Origin of the sequence: Pseudomonas sp. GZD-209, assembly GCF_049310485.1 — a bacterium.
GTDB classification, from domain to species: Bacteria; Pseudomonadota; Gammaproteobacteria; order Pseudomonadales; family Pseudomonadaceae; genus Aquipseudomonas; species Aquipseudomonas sichuanensis.
This window is the reverse complement of record NZ_JBMOWQ010000097.1, coordinates 1-24252: the sequence shown is the minus strand read 5'-3', so window position 1 is coordinate 24252 and position 24252 is coordinate 1. Positions and strand designations below refer to the sequence as shown.

Sequence of the window (24252 nt, the reverse complement as noted above, 5' to 3'; positions counted from 1 at the left end):
CCTTCGGGCGCTGCGATTGACGGCTTGAATCGCAATCGCGGGGCAAGCCCGCTCCCACGTTTCAAGGTTGTCGCTGAAACGTTTCGAACAGGCAAAAAAAAGCCCCGCCAATTGGCGGGGTTGAGGTACGAGCGTGGCAGCTCGAAAGGGGTGCCCGCCTTCCCGAGGGAAGGCAGGCAAACAGCGGGTTACAGCAGCATGGTGCGGATGTCGCCCAGTACGTCGCCCAGGCGCTTGGTGAAGCGCGCGGCGGCGGCGCCGTTGATCACGCGGTGATCGTAGGACAGCGACAGCGGCAGCATCAGCTTGGGCTGGAAGGCCTTGCCATCCCAGACCGGCTGCATGGTCGCCTTGGAGACGCCCAGGATAGCCACCTCAGGCGCGTTGACGATCGGCGTGAAGCCGGTGCCGCCAATGTGGCCGAGGCTGGAGATGGTGAAGCAAGCACCTTGCATGTCGTCGGCCGACAGCTTTTTGGTGCGCGCCTTCTCGGCCAGTGCAGCGGCTTCGGCAGCCAGCTGCAGCAGGCTCTTCTGGTCGACGTTCTTGATCACAGGGACCAGCAGGCCATCCGGGGTGTCCACGGCGAAGCCGATGTTCACGTACTTCTTGCGGATGATCGCCTTGCCGCTTGGGGCCAGCGAGCTGTTGAAGTCCGGCAGTTCCTTGAGCAGGAAGGCGCAGGCCTTGAGCAGCAGTGGCAGCACGGTCAGCTTGACGCCGGCTTTCTCGGCGACGGCTTTCTGCGCGACGCGGAAGGCTTCCAGCTCGGTGATGTCGGCCGAGTCGAACTGGGTAACGTGCGGCACGTTCAGCCAGCTGCGGTGCAGGTTGGCGGCACCGACCTGCATCAGGCGGGTCAGGGCCACTTCTTCCACTTCACCGAACTTGCTGAAGTCGACGACCGGGATCGGCGGGATGCCTGCACCACCGGTAGCACCGGCGGCTGGAGCTTCCTTGGCCTTCTGCATCATCGCCTTGACGTAAACCTGAACGTCTTCTTTCAGGATACGGCCGTGCGGACCAGTGGCCGCGACAGCACCCAGCTCGACACCGAATTCACGGGCCAGCTGACGAACGGCAGGGCCGGCATGGACCTTGGCGTTGTTGCCGGCGGCCGGCGCGGTGGCGACCGGGGCTGGAGCAGGCGCAGCAGCCGGAGCGGCGGCGGCCGGTGCAGCAGCTGGGGCAGCAGCGGCAGCGGGTGCAGCTGCGGCCGGAGCCGGTGCTGCAGCAGGGGCGGCGCCTGCGGCCTTGATCTTGAAGATCAGGTCGCCGGTGCCCACTTCGTCTTCCAGCTTGCACAGCACGGCTTCGATCACGCCGGCGCTAGGCGACGGGATTTCCATGGAGGCCTTGTCGGACTCCAGGGTGATCAGCGACTGGTCGGCTTCGACGGTGTCGCCGACCTTGACCAGCACTTCGATGATCTTGGCCTTGCCCGACGAGCCGATGTCCGGCACGTGGATGTCTTGCACGCTGGCAGCAACCGGGGCTGCTGCGGCTGGCGCGGCAGCTGGGGCGGCTTGCGCAGCCGGCGCCGGGGCGGCAGCCGGGACAGCGGCGGCCGGAGCCTCGGGCGCGGAAGCTGCGCCCTCGACTTCCAGGACCAGCAGCTCGTCGCCTTCTTTCAGGCGGTCGCCCAGCTTGACCTTCAGTTCCTTGACGATGCCGGCCTTGGGGGCCGGGATCTCCATGGAGGCCTTGTCGGACTCCAGGGTCAGCAGGCTCTGGTCGGCCTCGATACGGTCACCGACCTTGACGAACAGCTCGATGATTTCACCTTCACCGCTGCCGATGTCAGGTACGCGAATGAGTTCGCTCACTTAAAAATACTCCTCAGCAGTCCAGTGGGTTGCGCTTGTCCGGGTCGATGCCGAACTTGACGATGGCGTCAGCCACAACCTTGGGTTCGATCTCGCCACGGTCAGCCAGGGCTTCCAGGGCAGCCAGCACCACGAAGTGGCGGTCGACTTCGAAGAAGTGACGCAGCTTCTTGCGGCTGTCGCTGCGACCGTAACCGTCGGTACCCAGGACTTTGAATTCTTTGCTCGGGACCCACTGGCGAATCTGTTCGGCGAACAGCTTCATGTAGTCGGTGGAGGCGATGACCGGGCCTTTGCGACCGGCCAGGCACTCTTCGACGTAAGTCTGCTGAGGCTTCTGGCCAGGCTTGAGGCGGTTGGCGCGTTCCACGGCCAGGCCGTCGCGACGCAGTTCGTTGAAGCTGGTGACGCTCCACACGTCGGCACCGACGTTGAACTCTTCACGCAGGATCTTCGCCGCTTCGCGAACTTCGCGCAGGATGGTGCCGGAGCCCATCAGCTGTACGTGGTGCGCGGCTTCGCGGGTGTCTTCCTCGAGCAGGTACATGCCCTTGATGATGCCTTCCTCGACACCGGCCGGCATGGCTGGCTGCTGGTAGGATTCGTTCATCACGGTGATGTAGTAGAAGATGTCCTGTTGCTCTTCGGTCATCTTCTTCATGCCGTCCTGGATGATCACCGCCAGCTCGTAGCCGTAGGTCGGATCATAGGTGCGGCAGTTCGGGATGGTGCCCGCCATCAGGTGGCTGTGACCGTCTTCGTGCTGCAGGCCTTCACCGTTGAGGGTGGTACGGCCGGCGGTACCGCCGATCAGGAAGCCACGGGTGCGGCTGTCGCCAGCGGCCCAGGCCAGGTCGCCGATACGCTGGAAGCCGAACATCGAGTAGAAGATGTAGAACGGCAGCATCGGCTGGTTGTGGCAGCTGTACGAAGTACCGGCAGCGATGAACGACGACATGGCGCCGGCTTCGTTGATGCCTTCTTCGAGGATCTGGCCCTTCTTGTCTTCGCGGTAGAACATCACCTGGTCTTTATCGACTGGCTCGTAGAGCTGGCCGACCGACGAGTAGATGCCCAGCTGGCGGAACATGCCTTCCATACCGAAGGTACGGGCTTCGTCCGGGATGATCGGGACGATGCGCTGGCCGATTTCCTTGTCCTTGACCAGCTGCGCGAGGATACGCACGAAGGCCATGGTGGTGGAGATTTCACGGTCGCCCGAGCCGTCCAGGATCGCTTTCAGCGTTTCCAGGGATGGGGTCGGTACGCTGAAGCTCTTGGCGCGGCGCTGCGGCACGAAGCCACCCAGGGCTGCGCGGCGCTCGGCCAGGTACTTGGCTTCGGCGGAACCTTCTTCCGGCTTGAAGAACGGCAGGTTCTCAAGGTCGGCATCCTTGACCGGGATGTCGAAGCGGTCACGGAAGTGACGCAGGCTGTCGACGTCGACCTTCTTGGTGTTGTGCGCGGTGTTCTTGGCTTCGCCAGCACCGGTGCCGTAACCCTTGATGGTCTTGGCCAGGATGACGGTCGGCTGCTCTTTGTGGTTCACAGCCTGGTGGTACGCCGCGTAGACCTTGTACGGGTCGTGGCCGCCACGGTTGAGCTTCCAGATCTCCTCGTCGGACAGGTCTTCGACCATGGCCTTGAGTTCTGGGGTGTTGAAGAAGTTCTCACGAACGTACGCGCCGTCTTTGGCTTTGTAGTTCTGGTACTCGCCGTCGATGACTTCGTCCATGCGGCGCTGCAGGGCACCGTTGGTGTCCTTGGCCAGCAGTGGGTCCCAGAAACGGCCCCAGACCACTTTGTTGACGTTCCAGCCACCGCCGCGGAACACGCCTTCGAGTTCCTGGATGATCTTGCCGTTGCCGCGAACCGGGCCGTCGAGGCGCTGCAGGTTGCAGTTGATGACGAAGATCAGGTTGTCCAGCTTCTCGCGGCCGGCCAGGGCGATCGCGCCCAGGGATTCCGGCTCGTCGCACTCGCCGTCGCCCATGAAGCACCAGACCTTCTGCTTGCCGGCCGGGATGAAGCCACGGGCTTCCAGGTACTTCATGAAGCGTGCCTGGTAGATCGCCTGGATCGGGCCCAGGCCCATCGAAACGGTCGGGAACTGCCAGAAGTCAGGCATCAGCCATGGGTGCGGGTACGAAGACAGGCCTTGGCCGTCCACTTCCTGACGGAAGTTGTTCATCTGGTCTTCGTTGATGCGGCCTTCCATGAAGGCACGGGCGTAAACGCCTGGCGAAGCGTGGCCCTGGAAGAAGATCAGGTCGCCGCCGTGTTCTTCGGTCGGGGCCTGGAAGAAGTAGTTGAAGCCGATGTCGTACAGCGTGGCGCTGGAGGCGAAGCTCGAGATGTGGCCACCCAGGTCCGAGTCTTTCAGGTTGGTGCGCATGACCATGGCCAGGGCGTTCCAACGCACCATCGAGCGAATGCGGCGTTCCATGAACAGGTCGCCAGGCATGCGTGCTTCGTGGGTGACAGGGATGGTGTTGCGGTACGGCGTGGTGATGGCATACGGCAGCTGCGAGCCACTGCGGGTGGCCAGCTCGCCCATACGGGTCATCAGGTAATGAGCGCGGTCTTCGCCTTCTTTGTCGAGGACCGACTCCAGGGCATCCAGCCATTCCTGGGTTTCGATTGGATCGAGGTCTTGCATGGCTTGCTCCAGGGCGGAAAGGCCACCAGAATCGGGGGCCTGAGTTTGCGACTGGCCTTATGGGCAGACGTCGTGAATTCTTGGATTACCGGACAGTCATCCGGCGCGGTGTAGTTTTACTACAAATGCTTTCGGATTTCATGCTTTTGCACGGCATGGGTAGTAGTAAAACTACACAAATGCGACGGTTTGTCGCATCCCGGGTTGTGGGGAAAAACGTTCCCGTCGGTTGAATCTGTGTTCGAGTTAGGTGTTTGTTGATGTTTCTTACTAGAAAATCAAGATTTTCAGCTATTTCTAACTTTTGTATGACAGTCCAACCGTGGTCCGGCCCCCGTTCGACCGCTCCAACCCCTCTCTTTCACGCCGATCAAGGATAGACCATGCGCCTGCCTTTGCCGCTCGATCTGCCTGCCGCCCTGCAACCGCTGGTTGCCCGCAATCAACAGTTCCTGCGCGATGCGCTGGCCGGGCACCCTGAGCTGAACCCGGACAGCTGGAGCGTCGAGCAGCGACGGCAGTTCGATCAGGTGTGCGCCGCGAGCGACTTCGTACTGGGCCAGGCCCAGCGCGACCCGGCCATGCTGTTCGGCCTGCTGCAAGGTGGCGAGCTCGATCGGCCCTATGCCCCGGGCGAGCTGCGCGGGCAGATCAACGCCGTGGCCCAGGCCGCCCAGAGCGAGGACGAACTGGCGCGCAACCTGCGCCGCGAGCGTAACCGCCAACAGCTGCGCATCATCTGGCGCGACATCACCCGCGCTGCGGCCCTGGGCGAAACCTGCCGCGACCTGTCCGACCTTGCCGATGCCTGTATAGATGAAGCCTATGCCTGGCTTTACCCACGCCACTGCCAGCAGTTCGGCACGCCCATCGGCAACCGCAGCGGGGAAGTGCAGCACATGGTGGTGCTGGGCATGGGCAAGCTGGGCGCGGTGGAGCTCAACCTGTCTTCCGACATCGACCTGATCTTCGCTTTCCCCGAAGGCGGCGAAACCACCGGGGTCAAGCGCTCGCTGGACAACCAGGAGTTCTTCACCCGGCTGGGCCAGCGCCTGATCAAGGCGCTCGACCCGGTCACCGTCGATGGCTTCGTGTTCCGCGTCGACATGCGCCTGCGCCCTTATGGCTCGGCCGGCTCGCTGGTGCTGAGCTTCAATGCGCTGGAGCAGTACTACCAGGACCAGGGCCGCGACTGGGAGCGCTACGCGATGATCAAGGCGCGGGTGGTGGCCGGCGACCAGGCGGCCGGCGCGCAGTTGCAGGAGATGCTGCGCCCGTTCGTGTACCGCCGTTACCTGGATTTCTCCGCCATCGAAGCGCTGCGCACCATGAAGCAGCTGATCCAGCAGGAAGTGCGGCGCAAAGGCATGGCCGACAACATCAAGCTCGGCGCCGGTGGCATCCGCGAGGTGGAGTTCATCGCCCAGGCCTTCCAGCTGATCCACGGCGGGCGCGACCTCAGCCTGCAGCAACGGCCCTTGCTGAAAGTGCTGGCGACCCTGGAGGGGCAGGGTTACCTGCCGCCGGCGGTGGTTGCCGAGCTGCGCGAGGGGTATGAGTTCCTGCGCTACACCGAACATGCGATCCAGGCCATCGCCGACCGCCAGACCCAGATGCTGCCGGATGACGACACCGACCGTGAGCGCATTGCCTACATGCTCGGCTTTGCCGACTGGGCCAGTTTCCACACGCAGCTGATGGAGTGGCGCGGGCGCATCGACTGGCACTTCCGCCAGGTGATCGCCGACCCCGATGAAGACGAAGCCGAGGGCGAGTTGGTGGTGGGCGGCGAATGGTCGCCGCTGTGGGAGCAGGCCCAGGATGAAGAGGCGGCCTGTCGCCAGCTCGAGGAAGCCGGCTTCAAACAGCCCGCCGATGCCCTGCGCCGCTTGACGGCCCTGCGCGTCAGCCCGTCACTGCGCTCGATGCAGCGTATCGGCCGTGAGCGCCTGGACGCCTTCATTCCGCGCCTGCTGGCCCAGGCCGTGGAGCATGCCAACCCAGACCTGGTGCTGGAGCGGGTGCTGCCGCTGGTCGAGGCCGTGGCCCGTCGTTCTGCCTATCTGGTGCTGCTCACCGAAAACCCCGGCGCCCTGCGCCGCCTGCTGACCCTGTGCGCGGCCAGCCCGTGGATCGCCGAGCAGATCGCCCGTTACCCATTGCTGCTCGACGAACTGCTCAACGAAGGCCGGCTGTTCAGCCCGCCCCTGGCACCGGAGCTGGCCGCCGAGCTGCGCGAGCGCCTGACCCGCATCCCCGAAGATGACCTCGAACAGCAGATGGAAGCGCTGCGCCACTTCAAGCTGGCCCACAGCCTGCGCGTGGCGGCGTCCGAGATCACCGGCAACCTGCCGTTGATGAAGGTCAGCGACTACCTGACCTGGCTGGCCGAAGCCATCCTCGACCAGGTGCTGGCCCTGGCCTGGCGCCAGACCGTAAGCCGCCATGGCCAGCCCAAGCGCAGTGATGGCAGCCTGTGCGACCCGGGCTTCATCATCGTCGGCTACGGCAAGGTCGGTGGCATCGAGCTGGGCCATGGCTCGGACCTGGACCTGGTGTTCATCCACGATGGCGACCCTCATGCCGAGACCGATGGCGCCAAGCCCATCGACAGCGCGCAGTTCTTCACCCGGTTGGGCCAGCGCATCATTCACCTGCTGACCACCCAGACCAACTCCGGGCAGCTCTACGACGTCGACATGCGCCTGCGCCCGTCCGGCGCCTCGGGCCTGCTGGTCAGTTCGCTCGGCGCCTTCGAGCGCTACCAGCAGAACGAGGCCTGGACCTGGGAACACCAGGCGCTGGTACGCGCCCGCGTGCTGGTGGGTTGCAAGCAGGTGGCGGCGGCGTTCGAGACGGTACGTGCGGGGGTGTTGGGCAAGGCCCGTGACCTGGATAAACTGCGCGCCGAAGTGAGCGAGATGCGCGCCAAGATGCGCGACAACCTGGGCACCAAGGGCACCGCTGCAGGTACTGCGGGCAATGCCTTCGATGCCGGGCAACCCTTCGATATCAAGCAGGATGCCGGCGGTATCGTCGATATCGAATTTATGGTGCAATACGCCGCTTTGGCCTGGTCCCACGACCACGCGGCCATACTGCGCTGGACCGACAACATCCGCATCCTCGAAGAGCTGGAGCAGGCCGGACTGATGCCCGCCGCCGACGCCGTGCTGCTGCGCGAGGTGTACAAGGCGTTCCGCGCGGCCTCGCACCGCCAGGCCTTGCAGAAGCAGGCCGGGGTGATCGATGCGGCGCAGTTCGTCGATGAGCGCCGCGAGGTGCGGCGGATCTGGGGGCAACTGGGGTTGAGTTGAAGCATCGCGGGGCAAGTCGCATCGGCGCACCGCCGCCCCCACGGTGCGTGGGAGCGGGCTTGCCCCGCGATTCGGACCCCAGTGGTACACTGCACGCCACATAGCCTGAATATAAAGAGGGGAGGCCAGGCTGTAACGCAGCCTGCAGCCTCCCCGAATGTTTCTGGATAAAGCATGAAAATACTGATCATTGGCCCCAGCTGGGTCGGCGACATGGTGATGGCGCAGACCTTGTTCCAGTGCCTGAAACAGCAGCACCCCGACTGCGTGATCGATGTGCTGGCCCCCGAGTGGAGCCGGCCGATCCTCGAGCGCATGCCCGAGGTGCGCCAGGCCTTGAGCTTCCCGCTCGGCCACGGCGCGCTGGAACTGGCGACCCGCCGGCGCATCGGCAAGTCGCTGGCCGGCCAGTACGACCAGGCGATCCTGCTGCCCAACTCGCTCAAGTCGGCGCTGGTGCCGTACTTCGCCGGCATCCCCAAGCGCACCGGCTGGCGCGGCGAAATGCGCTACCTGCTGCTCAACGACGTGCGCAAGCTGGACAAGGCGCGCTACCCGCTGATGATCGAGCGCTTCATGGCCCTGGCCTACGCACCGGGCACTGAACTGCCGCAACCGTATCCACGCCCCAGCCTGCAGATCGAGGCCCAGAGCCGCGACGCAGCCGTGGCCAAGTTCAACCTGCAGCTGGACCGCCCGGTGCTGGCCCTGTGCCCCGGCGCCGAGTTCGGCGAGGCCAAGCGCTGGCCGGCCGAGCATTACGCGCAAGTCGCCGATGCCATGATCCGCCAGGGCTGGCAGGTGTGGCTGTTCGGCTCGAAGAACGACCACCCGGTGGGCGAGCAGATCCGCGACCGGCTGATCCCGGGCCTGCGTGAAGAATCGTACAACCTGGCCGGCGAAACCTCGCTGGCCGAGGCCATCGACCTGATGTCCTGCGCCAACGCCGTGGTCTCCAACGACTCCGGCCTGATGCACGTGGCCGCCGCGTTGAACCGCCCGCTGGTGGCGGTGTACGGCTCGACTTCGCCGGGCTTTACCCCGCCGCTGGCCGAGCAGGTCGAGGTGGTGCGCACCGGCATCGAGTGCAGCCCCTGCTTCGACCGCACCTGCCGCTTTGGCCACTACAATTGCCTGCGTCTGCTCGAGCCGGCCAAGGTGATCGCCGCCCTGCACCAGCTGGGCGGGCCGAACCTGATCGATAGCGTGGCAGAGGTCGACTGAGTGCGGGTCCTGATCATCAAGACGTCGTCCCTGGGCGACGTCATCCACACCCTCCCGGCGCTCACCGACGCCGCCCACGCCATCCCCGGCATCCGTTTCGACTGGGTGGTGGAAGAGGGCTTTGCCGAGATCCCCAGCTGGCACCCGGCGGTCGACCAGGTGATCCCGGTGGCCATTCGCCGTTGGCGCAAGAACCTCTGGCAGACCATCAAGGGCGGCGAGTTCAAGGCCTTCAAGCAACGCCTGCGCGCGCGCAAGTACGACCTGGTGATCGACGCCCAGGGCCTGGTCAAGTCGGCCTGGCTGACCCGCTACGTGAAAGCGCCGGTGGCCGGGCTCGACCGCTATTCGGCCCGTGAAGGCCTGGCCAGTCGTTTCTATGACCGGCGCCTGTCGGTCGCCGTCGGCCAGCACGCCGTCGAGCGCGTGCGCCAGTTGTTCGCCCTGGCCCTGGCCTACGACCTGCCCGAGGGCCTGGGCGACTACGGCCTGGACCTCAACCGCCTGCAACTGCCGCCAGCGGCGCCCTACGTGGTGTTCCTGCATGGCACCACCTGGGCCACCAAGCACTGGCCGGAAGCCTACTGGCGCGAGCTGGCCGAACGCATGGGCCGGCGCAAGCTGCAGGTGATGCTGCCGTGGGGCAACCCGGCGGAGAAGGCCCGCGCCGAGCGCATCGCCCAGGGCTTGAACAACTGCCAGGTACTGCCCAAGTTGAACCTGGTCGGCGTCGCCCGCGTGCTGGCGGCCGCCAAGGCCTGCGTGGCGGTCGATACCGGCCTGGGCCACCTGGCCGCTGCGCTGGATGTGCCGACCATTTCGCTGTTCGGCCCCACCAACCCTGGTTTGACCGGTGCCTACGGACGCGCCCAGATCCACCAGGCGAGCAACTTCCCCTGCGCCCCGTGCCTGCAGAAGAAGTGCACCTACAAACCGAGCGCCGAGGATCTGCGCCGGTTCGATCTCAAACGCGAGTGGCCGCTGTGCTTCACTCGCCTGAATCCCGAGCATGTAGCGGGCCGCTTGAGCGCGCTGCTGCTGGCTGAGGATGTTCGTTGATGCAACTGGCTTTCGTACTCTACAAATACTTCCCTTTTGGCGGGCTGCAGCGCGATTTCATGCGCATCGCCCTGGAGTGCCAGAAGCGTGGCCACCAGATCCGCGTGTACACGCTGATCTGGGAAGGTGATATTCCACCAGGCTTCGAGGTGCTGGTGGCGCCGGTCAAGGCGCTGTTCAACCACCGCCGCAACGAGAAGCTCAGCGCCTGGATGGCGGCGGACCTGGCCAAGCGCCCGGTCGACCGCCTGATCGGCTTCAACAAGATGCCTGGGCTGGACGTGTACTACGCCGCCGACGGCTGCTTCGAGGACAAGGCCCAGACCCTGCGCGGTGGCCTGTACCGCCGCTGGGGCCGCTATCGCCATTTCGCCGAGTACGAGCGGGCGGTGTTCGCCAAGGATGCCCACACCGAGATCCTGATGATCTCCGAAGTGCAGCAGCCCCTGTTCATCAAGCACTACGACACCCCTGAGGCACGCTTTCACCTGCTGCCGCCGGGGATCTCCCAGGACCGCCGCCGCCCGGCTGATGCCGACGCCATCCGTGCCGAATTCCGCAAAGAGTTCGGCCTGGCCGACGACGAGCTGCTGCTGGTACAGATCGGTTCGGGCTTCAAGACCAAGGGTGTGGACCGCAGCCTCAAGGCCCTGGCCGCGCTGCCTTCGGCCCTGCGCAAGCGCACCCGGTTGATGGTCATCGGCCAGGACGACCCCAAGGTGTTCCAGCTGCAGAGCGCCACCCTGGGCCTGGGCGAGCAGGTGCAGTTCCTCAAGGGCCGCAGCGATATTCCGCGCTTCCTGCTGGGGGCCGACCTGCTGATTCACCCGGCGTACAACGAAAACACCGGCACCGTGCTGCTCGAAGCGCTGGTCGCCGGCCTGCCGGTGCTGGTCTCGAAGGTCTGCGGCTACGCCCACTACATCGCCGAGGCCGACAGCGGCCTGGTGCTGGACGACCCGTTCGAGCAGGAGCAGCTCAATAGCTACCTGCAACGCATGCTCGAAGACGCCGAGGCCCGCGCGGCCTGGTCGCGCAATGGCGTGGCCTTTGCCGACAGCGCCGACCTGTACAGCATGCCGCAGCATGCCGCCGACGTGATCCTCGGCCAGGAGACCGCATGAAGCTGATACTTGCCGAACCGTTCAAGCGCCTGTGGGCCGGGCGCGACCCGTTCGAGGCCGTCGAGCAACTGCAGGGCGAGGTGTACCGCGAGCTTGAGGGCCGCCGCACGCTGCGCACCGAGGTCGATGGCGCGGGCTTTTTCGTCAAGATCCACCGTGGCATCGGCTGGGGCGAGATCTTCAAGAACCTGTTCAGCGCCAAGCTGCCGGTGCTCGGCGCCGGTCAGGAGTGGCGGGCCATCCAGCGCCTGCACGAGGTCGGTGTGCCGACCATGACCGCGGTAGCCTACGGCGAGCGCGGCAGCAACCCGGCCACCCAGCATTCGTTCATCGTCACCGAAGAGCTGGCGCCGACCGTCAGCCTGGAAGACTTCAGCCTCGACTGGGTTCGTCAGCCGCCCGAGCCACGGCTCAAGCGCGCGCTGATCGCCGAGGTGGCGAAGATGACCGGCGGCATGCACCGCGCCGGCGTCAACCACCGCGACTGCTACATCTGCCATTTCCTGCTGCACACCGACCGCCCGGTGACGGCGGATGACTTCAAACTGTCGGTGATCGACCTGCACCGGGCCCAGACCCGGGCGACAATCACCCGACGCTGGCGCGACAAGGACCTGGCCGCGCTGTACTTCTCGGCACTGGACATCGGCCTGACCCGCCGTGACAAGCTGCGCTTCCTGCGCGGCTACTTCCAGCGCCCATTGCGTGAAGTGCTCAAGGAGGAAGCCGCACTGCTGGCCTGGCTGGAAAGCAAGGCGCAGAAACTCTACGAACGCAAGCAACGCTATGGGGATGCGCTCTGATGGCGGGTTGGACACTGGCGCCGGGCTACGAATGGCTGGCGGCGGACTTCGGTAGCCTGAACACGGTATTCGCCCTGCAGGGCGAACACCTGACCCGCGACCCGCTCAGCGAGGTCATTCGTGTGCAGCGCGACGGCGTCTGGTATTACGTCAAGCGCTACACCGGTGCCGGCAAGCACATGCGCCGCTACCTGGGGCGTCCGCGGATCAAGGCCGAATGGCAGAACCTCAAGCAGTTCGCCAAGTGGGGCATCCCCACCGCCGAGGTGGTCGCCTGGGGCCTGGAACGCAATGGCCTGGCCTTTGGCCGCGGGGCGATGATCACCCGCGAGCTGCCGAACACCGAGGACCTGTCGGCGTTGGCCGAGCGTAACGACCCGCGCTTGAAAGATCGCGCCTGGGTCGACCATGTCAGCCGCCAGCTGGCCCGGCATACCCGCGAGATGCACGACCATCACTTCGCCCACAACGACCTGAAGTGGCGCAACCTGCTGGTGGACGATCAGGGCACGCTGTTCTTCATCGACTGCCCGACCGGCGATTTCTGGCGGGGCTTCATGCTCCGGCACCGGCTGATCAAGGACCTGGCGTGCCTGGACAAGGTCGCCAAATACCACCTGTCGGCGACCCAGCGCCTGCGCTTCTACCTGCAGTACCGCCGTCACGCGCGCCTGACTGCCCGCGACAAGCGGCGCATTCGCCAGGTGCTGAGCTTTTTCGAGGGAAGGGAATGACCGATTACCTGGCCAGCGCCGACCAGGCGCTGCTCAAGCGCCACGGCCTGAGCGATTTCGAAGCGCTGTGGGCCCTGCAGCTGGACGCCGTGGACGAGCCCAACACCGGCCGTGGCGGCTGGAGCAGCGTGTTCCGCCTGGAGCTGGAAGGCAAGGGCTACTACCTCAAGCGCCAGTGCGACTACCTGACCCGCAGCCTGCAACGGCCATTTGGCGAACCGACGTTCGCCCGTGAATTTCGCAACATCAGCCGCTACCAGAAGCTGGATATCCCGGCGTTGCAGGCGGTGTTCTTCGGCGAGCGCAAGCAGGCCGGCCAGCACCGTGCGATCCTCATGACCCGGGCGCTGGACGACTGGAGCGATCTTGAGCGTTTGCTGGAGCAATGGCCGCAGCTGCCCGAGGGGCAGCGCCGGGGCATCCTGCAGGCTTGCGGCCAACTGGCCCGCACCCTGCACGGCGCCGGGCAGATGCATGGGTGTTTCTACCCCAAGCACATCTTCCTGCGCGAGCGCCGCGAAGGCTGGCAGGCGCAGCTGATCGACCTGGAGAAGACCCGCCCGCTGCTGTTCGGCCAGCGCGACCGGGTCAAGGACCTGGAGCCGCTGTTGCGTCGCGCCCGTGCCTGGAGCGAGGCGGATGTGCGCGAACTGCTCGGCGCCTACCTGCAACAGCCGGTGGACAGCGCGCAGGTGAATGCCTGGCTGCAACGCCTGACGCAACGCCGTCGCCATAAAGAGGCCCGCTGATGCACCTGTCCGAACTGAAGGGCCTCGGGCGCAGCCCGTCGTTGCCGCTGACCGTCACTCTCGCCGATGCTGCGGGCACGGCCGACCTGCAACTGCTCAGCCTGCTGCGCGTGCTGCCCGGCCAGCGCTATGTCGGCGCCGGTATCTGGCGCGGCACCCCGGTGCTGGCCAAGCTGCTGGTGGGCGGTAACGCCGCCCGTCATTTCCAGCGTGAGCTCGATGGCGTGCGCCTGCTGGCCGAACAAGGCCTGACCACGCCGCAGTTGTTGGCCGATGGCCTGAAGGAAGGCGAGGGCGGTTGGCTGCTGTTCGAGTACCTCGATCACGCCGAAAGCCTGGCCGATGCCTGGGCCGCAGTGGAGCACCTGCCGATGCTTGCCGACGAGCAGCATGCGGTGCTGGGCGAGGCGCTGACGGCCGTGGCGCAGATGCACGCCAAGGGCCTGTGGCAGGAAGACCTGCACCTGGACAACCTGCTGCGCCAGGAGGGCCGGGTGTACCTGATCGATGGCGCAGGCATCAAGGCCGAAACGCCTGGCCAGCAACTGTCGCGTCAGCGTGTGCTGGAAAACCTCGGGGTGCTGTTCGCCCAGTTGCCCAAGCGCCTGGAGCCGTTCATCGAAGAGGCGCTGGTGCATTACCTGCTGGCCAACGGCGAGCACGCGCTGCCGCTCGAAGCCCTGCAGAAGCAGGTGGACAAGGTGCGCAACTGGCGCCTGAAGGATTACCTGGAGAAGGCCGGGCGCGAATGCACGCTGTTCAGCGTCGAGCGCACCCTGTCGGGCTTGCGCGCGGTGCGTCGCCCGCAAGCTGAGGCACTGCTGCCGGTGCTGGAGCAGGCCGATGCGCTGATCGACCAGGGCCACCTGTACAAGACCGGCGGTGCGGCGAGCGTCGCGCGGGTCGAGGTGGGCGGGCGCACGCTGGTGCTCAAACGCTACAACATCAAGAACACCGCGCATTGGTTCAAGCGCTTCTGGCGCCCGAGCCGGGCCTGGCATTCGTGGATCGAAGGCCACCGCCTGGAGTTCCTCGAAATTGCCACGCCACGCCCGTTGGCGGTGCTGGAAACCCGCACCCTGGGCCTGCGCAACCGCGCCTACCTGCTGACCGAGTATGTCGATGGGCCGGACCTGACCGCGTGCTTTGCGCCGTTCGTGGACAGCGGCGACGCGCCGGATGAGCAGGTCGAGGCGCTGGTGCAGCTGATGCAGCAGTTGATCCGCGAGCGCATCAGCCACGGTGACTTCAAGGGCCACAACCTGTTCTGGGACAACGGCCGCTGGTCGCTGATCGACCTCGATGCCATGTGCCAGCATGCCACCCAGCTCAGCTTCGCCCCGGCATTCGGCCGTGACCGCGCGCGGCTGCTGCGCAACTGGCCGCGCAGCAGTGCGTTGTATCAGCGCTTGGATAAGGTGCTGCCGCGCTTGGCGGAACACTGATAGAAGATCTAGCGTGGGAGCGGGCTTGACCCGCGATGCAGCCAGCACATTGGATGGCACCGGCTACGCCGGTGTTCGCGGGGCAAGCCCGCTCCCACGATCAAGACCGCTGAGGCCAGGGTCTGTCTAGCGTCGCCAGAACCCGCTCAGGCCCAGCACGGCCGAAGCCCCCAGGCCGATCCAGGCCAAGCTATCCCAGACCCCATCCCCGAGCAGCGCGGCGAACAGCCCGACGAGGCTCAGCAGCGCCACCAGCGCCGGCCAGGCGAAGATCCGCCCGGTGCTTTGCGAGTTGTGGCTCATGCCCGCGCCTCCTTCGGTTTGCGCTGCTTGCCCCACCACAGGTACAGGCCGCTGCCGAGCACGATGATGGTCAGCACGTCGAGCACGGCCCAGAGGATCTGCATCGGCCGCCCGCCGTAATCACCGAAATGCAGCGGCTGCGACAGGCCCATGGCATCCATGTACCACGGGCGCTCGCCGACGGCGGTTACCTGGAGCGTGCGGGCGTCGATCAGCACCGGGGTGAACAGGTGCGAGGTCAGCGGCGTGGCGCCGTTCATGAACACCGCGTAGTGGTGCTCGCTGGAAAAGCGTGTGCCGGGGAAGGCGATGAAGTCCGGGCGCATGCCAGGGGCGGCTTGTTCGGCGATGTGCAGCAGCTGCGTGGCGGGTGCGCGCTCGCTGAGGGGCGGCGCATCGCGGTAGGGCGCGACCATGGCCGCCAGGCTGTCGTTGCGCCAGGCAGCGATGACCAGGTCGGACAGCGCGCTGATCACCCCGGTGACACCCACCACCAGTGCCCAGCTGAGGGTGACCACGCCGATCAGGTTGTGCAGGTCGAGCCAGCGCAGCCGTGAGGATTTTTCGTGGCGCACGGTGGCGAACTTCAGGCGGCGCATGAACGGCGCGTAGAGCACGGTGCCGGAGACGATCGCCAGCACGAACAACACGCCCATGAAGGCCAGCAGCAGCTTGCCCGGCAGTCCGGCGAGCATGTCCACGTGCAGGCGCAGCATCAGCATCATGAAGCCGCCGTTGGCAGCCGGCATGGCCACCGCTTCGCCGGTGCGGGCGTCGAGCATGAAGGTGTGCGAGTCGTTCGGGTCGGTGCCGGCGGTGGCGGCGGTGATCGCCACCACGCCGTTGGGTTCGTCCTTCTCGTAACCGAAGTACTGCATCACCTCGCCGGGGCGGTGCTGCTCGGCCTTGAGCACCAACTGCTGCAGGTCCAGGTGCGGGGTGCCTGCGGGCATCTCGCGCAATTCGGGGGCTTCGCCCAGCAGGTGCTCGATCTCGTGGTGGAAGATCAGGGGCAGGCCGGTGAGGGCGAGCAGCAGCATGAAGAGGGTGCAGATGAGGCTGGTCCAGGTGTGGATCGTTGACCAGCGGCGGATGGTTTGGCTTTTCATCAGGGTTCAGCCTTTTTCTGCAGAACGCCATCGCGGGGGGGGGGGGGGGGGGGGAAAAAAAAAAAAAACAAGAGAAAAAGACGGGCACCAAAAACGAACGCACACCCACGCACAACACATACTACCCTCGCATTCCGCCGCCCCCCCCCCCCGCGATGTCATTACCACTTGTAGGTGGCGCTGGCGACGACGCTGCGCTGGTCGCCGTAGTAGCAGTAGAAGCTGTCGCAGGTGGAGATGTAGTCCTTGTCGAACAGGTTGGTCGCGTTGAGCGCCACCGACGCGCCCTTGAGGCTGTTGTCCAGGCGGCCGAGGTCGTAGTGCACCGAGGCGTCGAACACCGTGTAGGCGTCGGCCTTGCCCAGCCAGGTGTTGCCCTGGTCGCCATAGGTATTGCCGGTGTAGCGCGCGCCGGCACCGATGCCGAAGCCGTCGAGCACGCCGCTGTGCCAGGTGTAGTCGGCCCATAGCGAGGCTTGCTGGTTGGGCATCAGCTGCAGGCGGTTGCCTTTGTACTGGCCATCCTGCACTTCGGACTTGGCCAGGGTGTAGGCGGCGATCACCTTGAGGTTCTCGGTGACGTCGGAGGTGGCTTCCAGCTCAAGGCCGCGCACCTTCACTTCGCCGGTCTGGCTGGTGACCGGCACTGCGCCGACGAAGCTGGTGGCCGAGACGTTCTTCTGGGTCAGGTCATACACCGCTGCGCTGAGCAGGGTATTGGAGCCGGGTGGCTGGTACTTGATGCCCAGCTCCCACTGCTGGCCTTCGGTTGGCTTGAGCGAGTTGCTCGAGGTGACGTCGGCCTTGCTGGTGGGCTGGAACGACTCGGCGTACGACAGGTAGGGCACCAAGCCCGAGTCGAACACGTAGCTGATTGCCGCGTTGCCGCTGAACTTGCGGTTGAGCTGGCTGTTGTCGGTGTCGTCCTTGATGAAGTGGGTATCGGTCTTCACCCAGTCCTGGCGGCCACCCAGGGTCAGGCGCCAGTTGTCGAGGGCCATCTGGTCCTGGATGTACAGGCCGGTCTGGCGGGTTTTCTGGTCGTAGTCGTAGAACGCGTCGGAGCGTGGCGGGCGGGTGATGGGCGCGCCGGTCACCGGGTTGTTCACATTGATGTTGGTGGCGCCGCCAAAGATCGCCGTGTAGTTGTTGTTCATGCGCTGGTGGTCCAGGCCGAGCAACAGGGTATGGCTGACGGCACCGGTGTCGAAGTCGCCCTGCAGGTTGTTGTCGACGGCGAACTGGCTGATGTCCTCGTCGACGTTGGTGGTGCCGCGGCCGGTGTTGCCCTGGTCGTCCACGACAAAGCCAAAGGCGGCGAAGGCGGGGTTGTAGCCGCGCACGGTGACGGTCTGGAACGACAGGTCCGACTTGGTGTAGCGCAGGTTCTGGCGGAACTGCCAGACATCGTTGATGCGGTGTTCGAACGCATAACCCAACGCGTAGTAGGTGCGGTCGTAGAAGTCGTAGTCCGGATCGCCGAGGTTCTTGTGGTGGGAGATATCACCGAACGGCATCGAGATCTTGGTGCCCTGGATCGGGTAGAACTGGCTGGTGACGCCGGTGTCGTCACGGGTGAACTGGCTGAGGAAGGTCAGCTTGGTGTCGTCGTCGATGTTCCAGGTCAGGCTCGGCGCGATGTTGTAGCGCTTGTTCTCGATGTGGTCGATCTGCGTGTCGCTGTCGCGCACCACACCGCTGACGCCATAGAGGAACTGGCCCTGGTCGTCGATCTTGCCGGTGCTGGCGAAGTTGATCTGGCGATGGTTGTCGCTGCCGTACTGCACCTGGATTTCGTGGGCGCTTTCGGCTTGCGGGCGGCGGCTGACCATGTCCAGCAGGCCGCCGGGCGGGGTCTGGCCATACACCGACGAAGCCGGGCCGCGCAGCAGGGCCAGGCGGTCGAGGTTCCAGGTTTCGGCTTTCGGGTTGGCGTACACGCCGCGGGGCAGCGGCAGGCCATCGAGGAACTGGGTTGGCTCGAAGCCGCGCACCAGCATCCAGTCATAGCGGGTGTCGCTGCCGTAACTGGCGGAGACGATGCCCGGCATGTATTTCACGGCGTCATCGAGGCTGTGCACGCCGCGGTCGTTCATCTGCTGGCGGGTGGCAACGGAGATCGAACGCGGTGCTTCCACCAGGGCGGTGTCGGTCTTGGTGCCGGCGGCGGTGCGCTTGGCGAGGTAGCCGTCTACCGGCCCCCAGGCGCTTTCGCTGTCGCTGGCGGCGTTGACGGTGGTTTCCGGCAAGGCCAGGGCCGTTTCGGGGACGGCCACCAGGCTGTAGCTGCCGGCGCTGCTTTGCTGCAGTTGCAGCCCGGTGCCGCGCAGGGCGGCCTGCAGGGCGCCGAGGGCGTCGTACTGGCCGCTGACCGGGGCCGAGGTGCGGCCGCTGACCAGGGCCGGGTCCAGGGCCAGGGTAATACCGGCCTGGCTGGCGATCTGGTTCAGGGTGCTGGCCAGTGGTGCGCCGGGCAGCGCGTAGGTGCGCAGGGCAGACTGTTCGGCGGCGAACAGGGCGGGGCTGGTCAACGGGGCGGCCAGGCCGATGGCCAGGGCCATCAGGCTGGGGCGAAGCAAGGCATCTACAGCGCGGGACATGCGGCGGCTCCTCGACGGATAAGTGCTATCTGCTTCCTTGCCGAGTGAGTTTTGAAAAGTGACAGGGGGCTTTGAAAAAAATCTTTACCGGGCCATCGCGGGGCAAGCCCGCTCCCACGCAATGAACCTGCACGTCCGCTCCTACAGGGGTTGCATTCAGCGTGGGCTGACGGTTACCCACCACGGCGTATGCCGCTCGATCTTCACCGGCAGTACCGGTTGCAGCGAGGCCAGCGCCAGGTCGGTGTTGGTCAGCGGGAAGCTGCCGCTCACGCGCAGGTCGGCGACCTCGTCGGCCACCCCCAGGTGGCCGCTGCGGTACTGGCCAAGGGTGGCCACCAGGTCGGCCAGGCGCACGTTGTCGACCACCAGCATGCCGCGGGTCCAGGCATCGGCACCGACCGCTACCGGGCTGACCGCGCCCAGGCCTTCGGTGTTCATCAGCACTTGCTGGCCCTCGCGCAGTACCTGCTCGTCGCCGCTGTCGCGGGGTTTGGCGGCCACCGACGATTGCAGGACTTCCAGGCGGGTGCCGGCGGCTTCGCGCTTCACCAGGAAACGTGTGCCCAGCGGGCGCAGGCGGCCATCGGCGGTGCGCACTTGCAGTGGGCGGCTGTCTTCATGCCCGGTTTCCACGGATATCTCGCCCTGGTGCAGCACGATCAGCCGTTGTTCGCCCTGGAAGTCGATATCCACCGCGGTGTGGCTGTTCAGGCTCAGCAGCGTGCCGTCTTCCAGGCGCAGCGTGCGTAGTTCGCCGGTGGCGGTGCGTTGGTCGGCCAGCCAGTAGTCCGGCGACAGCGAGGGCATGCCTGCCCAGGCCAGCACGCCGCCGAGCAGCAGCATGCCGGCCAGCCCGCTGAGCCGTCGGCGCATGCCGGTGCGCGACTGCAGCAGGGCATGGCGGGCGGGGCCGGCGGCGCTGTTGAAGCGCTGGTCGAGCAGGCTCAGTTGCAGCCAGGCGCGGGCATGCTCTTCGTGGGCGGCATGCCAGCGCATGAATTCGTTGCGTTCGTCGGGGCTGCCGCTGCCTTCGTCCAGGCACAGCTTCCAGGCGATGGCGGCGTCCAGCACGGTGCTGGAGACGGGGCTGTTGTTCATGTCGGCTGCCCGTACAGGGCGATGTAGCACTGGCGCATGCCTTGGGCGATGTACTGGCGCACCCGGGACACCGAAACCCCCAGGCGCTGGGCGATTTCGGCGTGGCCGAGGCCGTCCAGGCGGTTGTGCAGGAACGCGGCGCGCGCCTTGCTCGACAGCTTGCCGAGCAGGCGGTCGATGGCCTTGAGGTCTTCGAGGATCAGGTATTGCAGTTCTGGCGAGGGCTGTTCGGCTTCGGGCAACAGCGCAAGTTCCGCGAGGTAGGCTTGTTCCAGCGCGGCGCGGCGGAAGTGGTCGAACAGCAGGCCCTTGGCCACGGCAACCAGGAATGCGCGGGGTTCGCGGGGGGCGTCCAGCCGTTCGCGGCCGAGCAGGCGCACGAAGGTGTCCTGGCTCAGGTCTTCGGCGCGCTGGCGGCAGGCCGTGCTGCGTTGCAGCCAGGCGAGCAGCCAGCCGCGATGGTCGCGGTACAGCGCGCTGACCAGTTCGGCGTGTGGGCTCTGCGCAGACGTCAAGGAACGTCCCCCGATAAAGAATGCGTTAACTAACGATAATTATTCGCGATTGTCGCAGAGGCGGGGGTGGGGGCGCAATTGACGCTTATCGGATTGCCATTACGGTTGGATGCATACCATCTGTGCAGGAGCGGCCTTGCCGGGGTACCCGACCGGTCGGAAAGGGGCTGCCTTGCAGCCCTTCGCGGGTAAACCCGCTCCCACAGGATTGCGCACAATCTCAAGCCAACACTGTACCTGTGGGAGCGGGTTTACCCGCGAAAGGCCTACAGGGCGACATGAATCGCGGCCGTTAGAAGCCGTGACTCGGTATTTTGCGCCGACGCCACTGTTTAAGCCTTTGCTCCAGCTGCAACGGACTGTCCAGTTGCTGGCGGCGGGCCTGGCTGAACAGGATCAGGGCCAGCTCGGCGGTGACCTGGGCGTCGGCACTGGCATGGTGGCGGGCTTGTACTTCGAGGCCGAAACGGGCGATCCAGTCATCCAGCCCTGCTTCGCGCAGCACCGTGTCGGGGTTGAGCATGGGGGCCAGCTCCGCCACATCGAAAAACGGGTGGCGCAGGCGCAGGCCAAGGCTGTCCTGCAGCGCCCGCGCCAGCATGTGCTGGTCGAACGACGCGTGGAACGCCAGCACCGGGCTGTCGCCAATGAACGCCATGAGGTCGAGCAAGGCTTCGGCCGGGTTGCAGCCGGCGGCCAGGGCGCTGGGGCCGAGGCCGTGGATCAGCACGCTGGCGTTGGTCTTCTGCTCGGGGCGGTGCAGGGTGCGCTCGAACTGCTGGCCGAGGTCGATGGCACCATCCTCGATGGCCACCGCGCCGATCGACAGCACCTGGTCGCGGTTGAGGTTCAGGCCGCTGGTCTCCAGGTCGAGCACCACCCAGCGCTGCTCACGCAGGGAGCACACGGCCAGTGGCGCAGGCCCAGGCAGGCTGGCCAGGCGCTGGTGCAGGTGCTCGTCCAGCGTGGGCGCCGCTGGGCGCAGCCAGGCGAACAGGTTCACAGCTGGTACCGCAGGGCCAGGCTGCTTTGCAGGCGCTGGGCCTGGCGCAGGGATTCGCGCAGGATGCGCCGGTCAAGGTGGTTGAGGCTGTCCGGGTCGAGGCGGTTGGAATACGCCAGGTTGGCGCGGGTCTGGCGCTGGTGCTGCTGCATACGGGTCTGCTGGATGAAGTGGTAGGCCTCCTCGAAGGCGGCGCCGTCGAGTGCGTCGATGACGCCCTTGGCGACCAGCTGGCGCAGGCGTTCGAGGGTGTTGCAGGCCTTGATGCCATGGGCCAGGGCCAGCAGCCGCGCGCCGTCGACGAAGGGCGTCAGGCCCTGCACCTTGAGGTCGAGGGTGGCGGCCTTGTCATCACCCTGGCGGGTCAGTACGAACTCGCGCAGGCGCCCCACCGGCGGGCGCTGGCGCAGGGCGTTGTCGGCCATCATGCGCTGGAAGATGCGGTTGTCGGCCACCTGCTCGAGCAGGCCTTGGCGCAACTGTTCACAGCCCTGTTCATCGCCCCACACCACGCGCAGGTCGAAGTAGATGCTCGAGCCCAGCAGGTTTTCCGGGCTGGCCTCGCGCACGAAGCCGGCGAAGCGCCGCGCCCACTCGCTGCGCGACAGGCACAGCTCGGGGTTGCCGGCCATCACGTTGCCGGTGCATAGGGTGAAGCCGCACTGGGCGAGGTTGTGGTTGATGTGCTGGGCCAGCGGCAACAGCCTGGCGCGGATGGCGTCGGCTTCGGCGCGGTCGCGGGCTTCGAAGAGGATGCCGTTGTCCTGGTCGGTGTGCAGGGTCTGTTCGCGGCGGCCTTCGCTGCCGAAGCACAGCCAGCTGAACGGCACGCCCGGGTCGCCGCGTTCGGCGATGGCCAGTTCGATCACCCGGCACACGGTGTGGTCGTTGAGCAGGGTGATGATCTGGGTGATCTGCGTCGAGGAAGCGCCGTGGGCGAGCATGCGTTCGACCAGTTGGCCGATCTCGCCACGCAACGACACCAGGCTGTCCAGCCGTGGCGCGTGGCGGATGGTGCGCGCCAGGTGCACCAGGTCGACCCGTTGCAGGGAGAACAGGTCGCGCTCGGAAATCACTCCGCACAGGCGCTGGTTGTCCACCAGGCAGACGTGGGCGATATGCCGTTCGGTCATGGCCATGGCGGCGTCGAAGGCGCTGGCCTGGGGGCTCAGGTAGAACGGCTTGGCGGTCATGTAGCGTTCGATCGGCGCGGTCAGCTCGGCGCTGGCATCGGCAACCACCTGGCGCAGGTCGCGCAGGGTGAAGATGCCGATGGGGTAGCGTTGCGGGTCGACGATGACGATGCTCCCGACCTGTTGTTCGTGCATCAGCCGCACCGCTTCGCGCAGGGGCGTGTCGGGGCTGCACACCACCGGGTGGCGCATGGCCAGTTCGCCCAGCGGGGTGTTCAGCGAATACTGGGTGCCCAAGGTCTCGACCGCTTTCTGGCGCACCTGCTGGTTGACCTGGTCGAGCAGGCTGCTGACCCCGCGCAGGGCGAAGTCGCGGAACACGTCGGACAGGGAGAACACGCGGATGAACGCGGCTTTGTTCAATTGCAGGCAGAAAGTGTCTTCGCCTGCCAGGTGCTCGGTACGGGTGGCGCGTTCGCCCAGCAATGCGGCCAGCGGGAAGCATTCGCCGCCGGTGATCTCGAAGGTGGTCTCGGTGCCCGGCCGGGTGACGTGCTGGCGCTCGCCGACCACACGGCCCTGCTTGACGATGTAGAAGTGCTCGACCGGGCCGTCGCTGGGCTTGATGATGCTTTCGCCAGCCGCGTAGAAACGCAGCTGGCACTGTTCCACCAGGAAGGCCAGGTGGCTCTGTTCCATCTGGTTGAACGGCGCAAAGCGCTGCAGCAACTGCAGGGTGCCCTGGATGTTCTGCTGCACTGCGGTTTTGCCCGCCTGGCGGTAGGCGTCCTTTTTGCTCATGAAGCTGACCGTTTCGCTACGCCGAACTATATATATCTATCTATAGGGCTCGGCTTTGTTGTTCTCGGCCTCCATGGTCGGCTGGCCGCCTTGTGGTGCCCATTGGACGTAAGTCTAGAGGCACTGATGGCAAGGCCCCGACGAAAGGCGCACAGGGCGGTGCGGGTTTAGGGTCTTAGGGTTTGAGCGACATTTTTGACGAGACGACCATGGCTGAGCATGACGACATATTGAGTGACGCCGAGCGTGAGGCGTTGGCCGTGGTGAGCGCGCCGGTGGCGCCCAAACCGGTGGTGCTGGTGGTGGATGACAACCCGGTGAACAGCCAGGCGTTGAGCCTGTACCTCAAAAGCCGGGGCATCGACTGCATGACCGCCGACGGCGCGCAGGAGGCGATGTTCAAGCTGCATTACGAGCGTCGGATTGCCCTGATGATCACTGATTTGCGCATGGAGCCGAAGGATGGCCTGGAGTTGATCCAGCAAATCCGGGCGTCGACGCGGGCCGACTTGCCGATCGTCGTGGTGTCTGGGGAGTCGGAAGTGTCCGAGGCCGTCAAGGCAATGCACCTGGGCGTGGTGGACTTTCTGGTGAAACCCCTGGATGGCGACAAGTTGCAGGCGTTGCTTGGGCTGGTGAAGCGCGAGCTGAAACTGGAGCAGCCCTGAAACGATCGCGGGGCAAGCCCGCTCCCCCGAAGAACGGAATATGGTGCGGGGGGGGGATGCTCCCCTCACAAAGCTCTGG

The 24252-nt window shown here is 65.7% G+C and carries 18 protein-coding genes; 9 read left to right on the top strand and 9 right to left on the bottom strand.

Features of this window, described 5'->3' with window-relative positions:
- Positions 1-188: 188 nt before the first annotated feature.
- Both aceF and aceE read right to left on the bottom strand, forming a co-directional pair.
- On the bottom strand, positions 189-1826 hold the full coding sequence (gene aceF / locus ACO6VM_RS12570) for a dihydrolipoyllysine-residue acetyltransferase (RefSeq protein ID WP_422403348.1): 1638 nt from the start codon (positions 1824-1826) through the stop codon (positions 189-191).
- A 13-nt stretch (positions 1827-1839) separates the two neighbouring features.
- Positions 1840-4485, bottom strand: coding sequence for a pyruvate dehydrogenase (acetyl-transferring), homodimeric type (gene aceE / locus ACO6VM_RS12565; protein WP_401057598.1), 2646 nt, complete (start codon positions 4483-4485; stop codon positions 1840-1842).
- A gap of 383 nt (positions 4486-4868) precedes the next feature.
- Between aceE and glnE the strand changes: the two genes are divergently transcribed.
- The 8 genes from glnE (at position 4869) to ACO6VM_RS12525 (ending at position 14940) form a co-directional block, all read left to right on the top strand.
- Complete coding sequence (gene glnE / locus ACO6VM_RS12560) at positions 4869-7802, top strand: bifunctional [glutamate--ammonia ligase]-adenylyl-L-tyrosine phosphorylase/[glutamate--ammonia-ligase] adenylyltransferase (protein WP_422403347.1); 2934 nt, start codon at positions 4869-4871, stop codon at positions 7800-7802.
- A gap of 174 nt (positions 7803-7976) precedes the next feature.
- The gene (gene waaF, locus ACO6VM_RS12555; protein ID WP_422403346.1) at positions 7977-9026 is read left to right on the top strand and encodes a lipopolysaccharide heptosyltransferase II; all 1050 of its coding nucleotides are present in this window, start codon (positions 7977-7979) and stop codon (positions 9024-9026) included.
- A complete protein-coding gene (waaC, locus tag ACO6VM_RS12550; protein ID WP_422403345.1) occupies positions 9027-10085 on the top strand; it encodes a lipopolysaccharide heptosyltransferase I in 1059 nt (352 codons plus the stop codon).
- Positions 10085-11209, top strand: a complete 1125-nt coding sequence (locus ACO6VM_RS12545; RefSeq protein ID WP_125857168.1) for a glycosyltransferase family 4 protein — start codon at positions 10085-10087, stop codon at positions 11207-11209. The genes waaC and ACO6VM_RS12545 overlap by 1 nt, the downstream gene beginning before the upstream one ends.
- Positions 11206-12012: a lipopolysaccharide core heptose(I) kinase RfaP gene (gene rfaP / locus ACO6VM_RS12540; RefSeq protein WP_125462302.1), complete on the top strand. Its 807-nt coding sequence runs from the start codon at positions 11206-11208 to the stop codon at positions 12010-12012. Before ACO6VM_RS12545 ends, rfaP begins: the two co-directional genes overlap by 4 nt.
- Positions 12012-12746: a lipopolysaccharide kinase InaA family protein gene (locus ACO6VM_RS12535; protein ID WP_347148891.1), complete on the top strand. Its 735-nt coding sequence runs from the start codon at positions 12012-12014 to the stop codon at positions 12744-12746. The genes rfaP and ACO6VM_RS12535 overlap by 1 nt, the downstream gene beginning before the upstream one ends.
- Positions 12743-13495, top strand: coding sequence for a lipopolysaccharide kinase InaA family protein (locus tag ACO6VM_RS12530; protein ID WP_125857169.1), 753 nt, complete (start codon positions 12743-12745; stop codon positions 13493-13495). The genes ACO6VM_RS12535 and ACO6VM_RS12530 overlap by 4 nt, the downstream gene beginning before the upstream one ends.
- Positions 13495-14940: a lipopolysaccharide kinase InaA family protein gene (locus ACO6VM_RS12525; protein WP_422403344.1), complete on the top strand. Its 1446-nt coding sequence runs from the start codon at positions 13495-13497 to the stop codon at positions 14938-14940. The genes ACO6VM_RS12530 and ACO6VM_RS12525 overlap by 1 nt, the downstream gene beginning before the upstream one ends.
- Before the next feature lie 126 nt (positions 14941-15066).
- Here the strand turns inward: ACO6VM_RS12525 and ACO6VM_RS12520 are convergent, their stop codons facing one another.
- The 7 genes from ACO6VM_RS12520 to ACO6VM_RS12490 form a co-directional block, all read right to left on the bottom strand.
- The gene (locus ACO6VM_RS12520) at positions 15067-15243 is read right to left on the bottom strand and encodes a DUF4175 domain-containing protein (protein ID WP_258705557.1); all 177 of its coding nucleotides are present in this window, start codon (positions 15241-15243) and stop codon (positions 15067-15069) included.
- Positions 15240-16352, bottom strand: coding sequence for a PepSY-associated TM helix domain-containing protein (locus ACO6VM_RS12515; RefSeq protein WP_422403343.1), 1113 nt, complete (start codon positions 16350-16352; stop codon positions 15240-15242). Before ACO6VM_RS12515 ends, ACO6VM_RS12520 begins: the two co-directional genes overlap by 4 nt.
- A 161-nt stretch (positions 16353-16513) precedes the next feature.
- Positions 16514-18952 carry a TonB-dependent siderophore receptor gene (locus ACO6VM_RS12510; RefSeq protein ID WP_401057607.1) on the bottom strand — a complete coding sequence of 813 codons (2439 nt, stop codon included), beginning with the start codon at positions 18950-18952 and terminating at the stop codon, positions 16514-16516.
- A 156-nt stretch (positions 18953-19108) separates the two neighbouring features.
- Positions 19109-20053 (bottom strand): FecR domain-containing protein, encoded by a 945-nt coding sequence (locus ACO6VM_RS12505; protein ID WP_401057608.1) that lies wholly within the window; start codon positions 20051-20053, stop codon positions 19109-19111.
- Positions 20050-20568 (bottom strand): RNA polymerase sigma factor, encoded by a 519-nt coding sequence (locus tag ACO6VM_RS12500; protein WP_110992306.1) that lies wholly within the window; start codon positions 20566-20568, stop codon positions 20050-20052. Before ACO6VM_RS12500 ends, ACO6VM_RS12505 begins: the two co-directional genes overlap by 4 nt.
- Positions 20569-20860: 292 nt before the next feature.
- A complete protein-coding gene (locus tag ACO6VM_RS12495) occupies positions 20861-21571 on the bottom strand; it encodes a PolC-type DNA polymerase III (protein WP_422403342.1) in 711 nt (236 codons plus the stop codon).
- Entirely contained in the window at positions 21568-23505 is a 1938-nt protein-coding gene (locus tag ACO6VM_RS12490) for a putative nucleotidyltransferase substrate binding domain-containing protein (RefSeq protein WP_401057610.1), read from the bottom strand. Before ACO6VM_RS12490 ends, ACO6VM_RS12495 begins: the two co-directional genes overlap by 4 nt.
- A 209-nt stretch (positions 23506-23714) precedes the next feature.
- On the opposite strand from ACO6VM_RS12490, the gene ACO6VM_RS12485 reads away from it, so the two are divergent.
- Positions 23715-24173, top strand: a complete 459-nt coding sequence (locus ACO6VM_RS12485; RefSeq protein WP_401057611.1) for a response regulator — start codon at positions 23715-23717, stop codon at positions 24171-24173.
- Positions 24174-24252: the final 79 nt, after the last annotated feature.

Excerpts from the sequence above, each read along its gene's own strand:
- aceE (WP_401057598.1), bottom strand. The coding sequence starts at position 4,485 with ATGCAAGACCTCGATCCAATCGAAACCCAGGAATGGCTGGATGCCCTG.
- glnE (WP_422403347.1), top strand. The coding sequence starts at position 4,869 with ATGCGCCTGCCTTTGCCGCTCGATCTGCCTGCCGCCCTGCAACCGCTG.
- waaF (WP_422403346.1), top strand. The coding sequence starts at position 7,977 with ATGAAAATACTGATCATTGGCCCCAGCTGGGTCGGCGACATGGTGATG.
- ACO6VM_RS12545 (WP_125857168.1), top strand. The coding sequence starts at position 10,085 with ATGCAACTGGCTTTCGTACTCTACAAATACTTCCCTTTTGGCGGGCTG.
- rfaP (WP_125462302.1), top strand. The coding sequence starts at position 11,206 with ATGAAGCTGATACTTGCCGAACCGTTCAAGCGCCTGTGGGCCGGGCGC.
- ACO6VM_RS12535 (WP_347148891.1), top strand. The coding sequence starts at position 12,012 with ATGGCGGGTTGGACACTGGCGCCGGGCTACGAATGGCTGGCGGCGGAC.
- ACO6VM_RS12530 (WP_125857169.1), top strand. The coding sequence starts at position 12,743 with ATGACCGATTACCTGGCCAGCGCCGACCAGGCGCTGCTCAAGCGCCAC.
- ACO6VM_RS12525 (WP_422403344.1), top strand. The coding sequence starts at position 13,495 with ATGCACCTGTCCGAACTGAAGGGCCTCGGGCGCAGCCCGTCGTTGCCG.
- ACO6VM_RS12520 (WP_258705557.1), bottom strand. The coding sequence starts at position 15,243 with ATGAGCCACAACTCGCAAAGCACCGGGCGGATCTTCGCCTGGCCGGCG.
- ACO6VM_RS12515 (WP_422403343.1), bottom strand. The coding sequence starts at position 16,352 with ATGAAAAGCCAAACCATCCGCCGCTGGTCAACGATCCACACCTGGACC.
- ACO6VM_RS12510 (WP_401057607.1), bottom strand. The coding sequence starts at position 18,952 with ATGTCCCGCGCTGTAGATGCCTTGCTTCGCCCCAGCCTGATGGCCCTG.
- ACO6VM_RS12505 (WP_401057608.1), bottom strand. The coding sequence starts at position 20,053 with ATGAACAACAGCCCCGTCTCCAGCACCGTGCTGGACGCCGCCATCGCC.
- ACO6VM_RS12490 (WP_401057610.1), bottom strand. The coding sequence starts at position 23,505 with ATGAGCAAAAAGGACGCCTACCGCCAGGCGGGCAAAACCGCAGTGCAG.
- ACO6VM_RS12485 (WP_401057611.1), top strand. The coding sequence starts at position 23,715 with ATGGCTGAGCATGACGACATATTGAGTGACGCCGAGCGTGAGGCGTTG.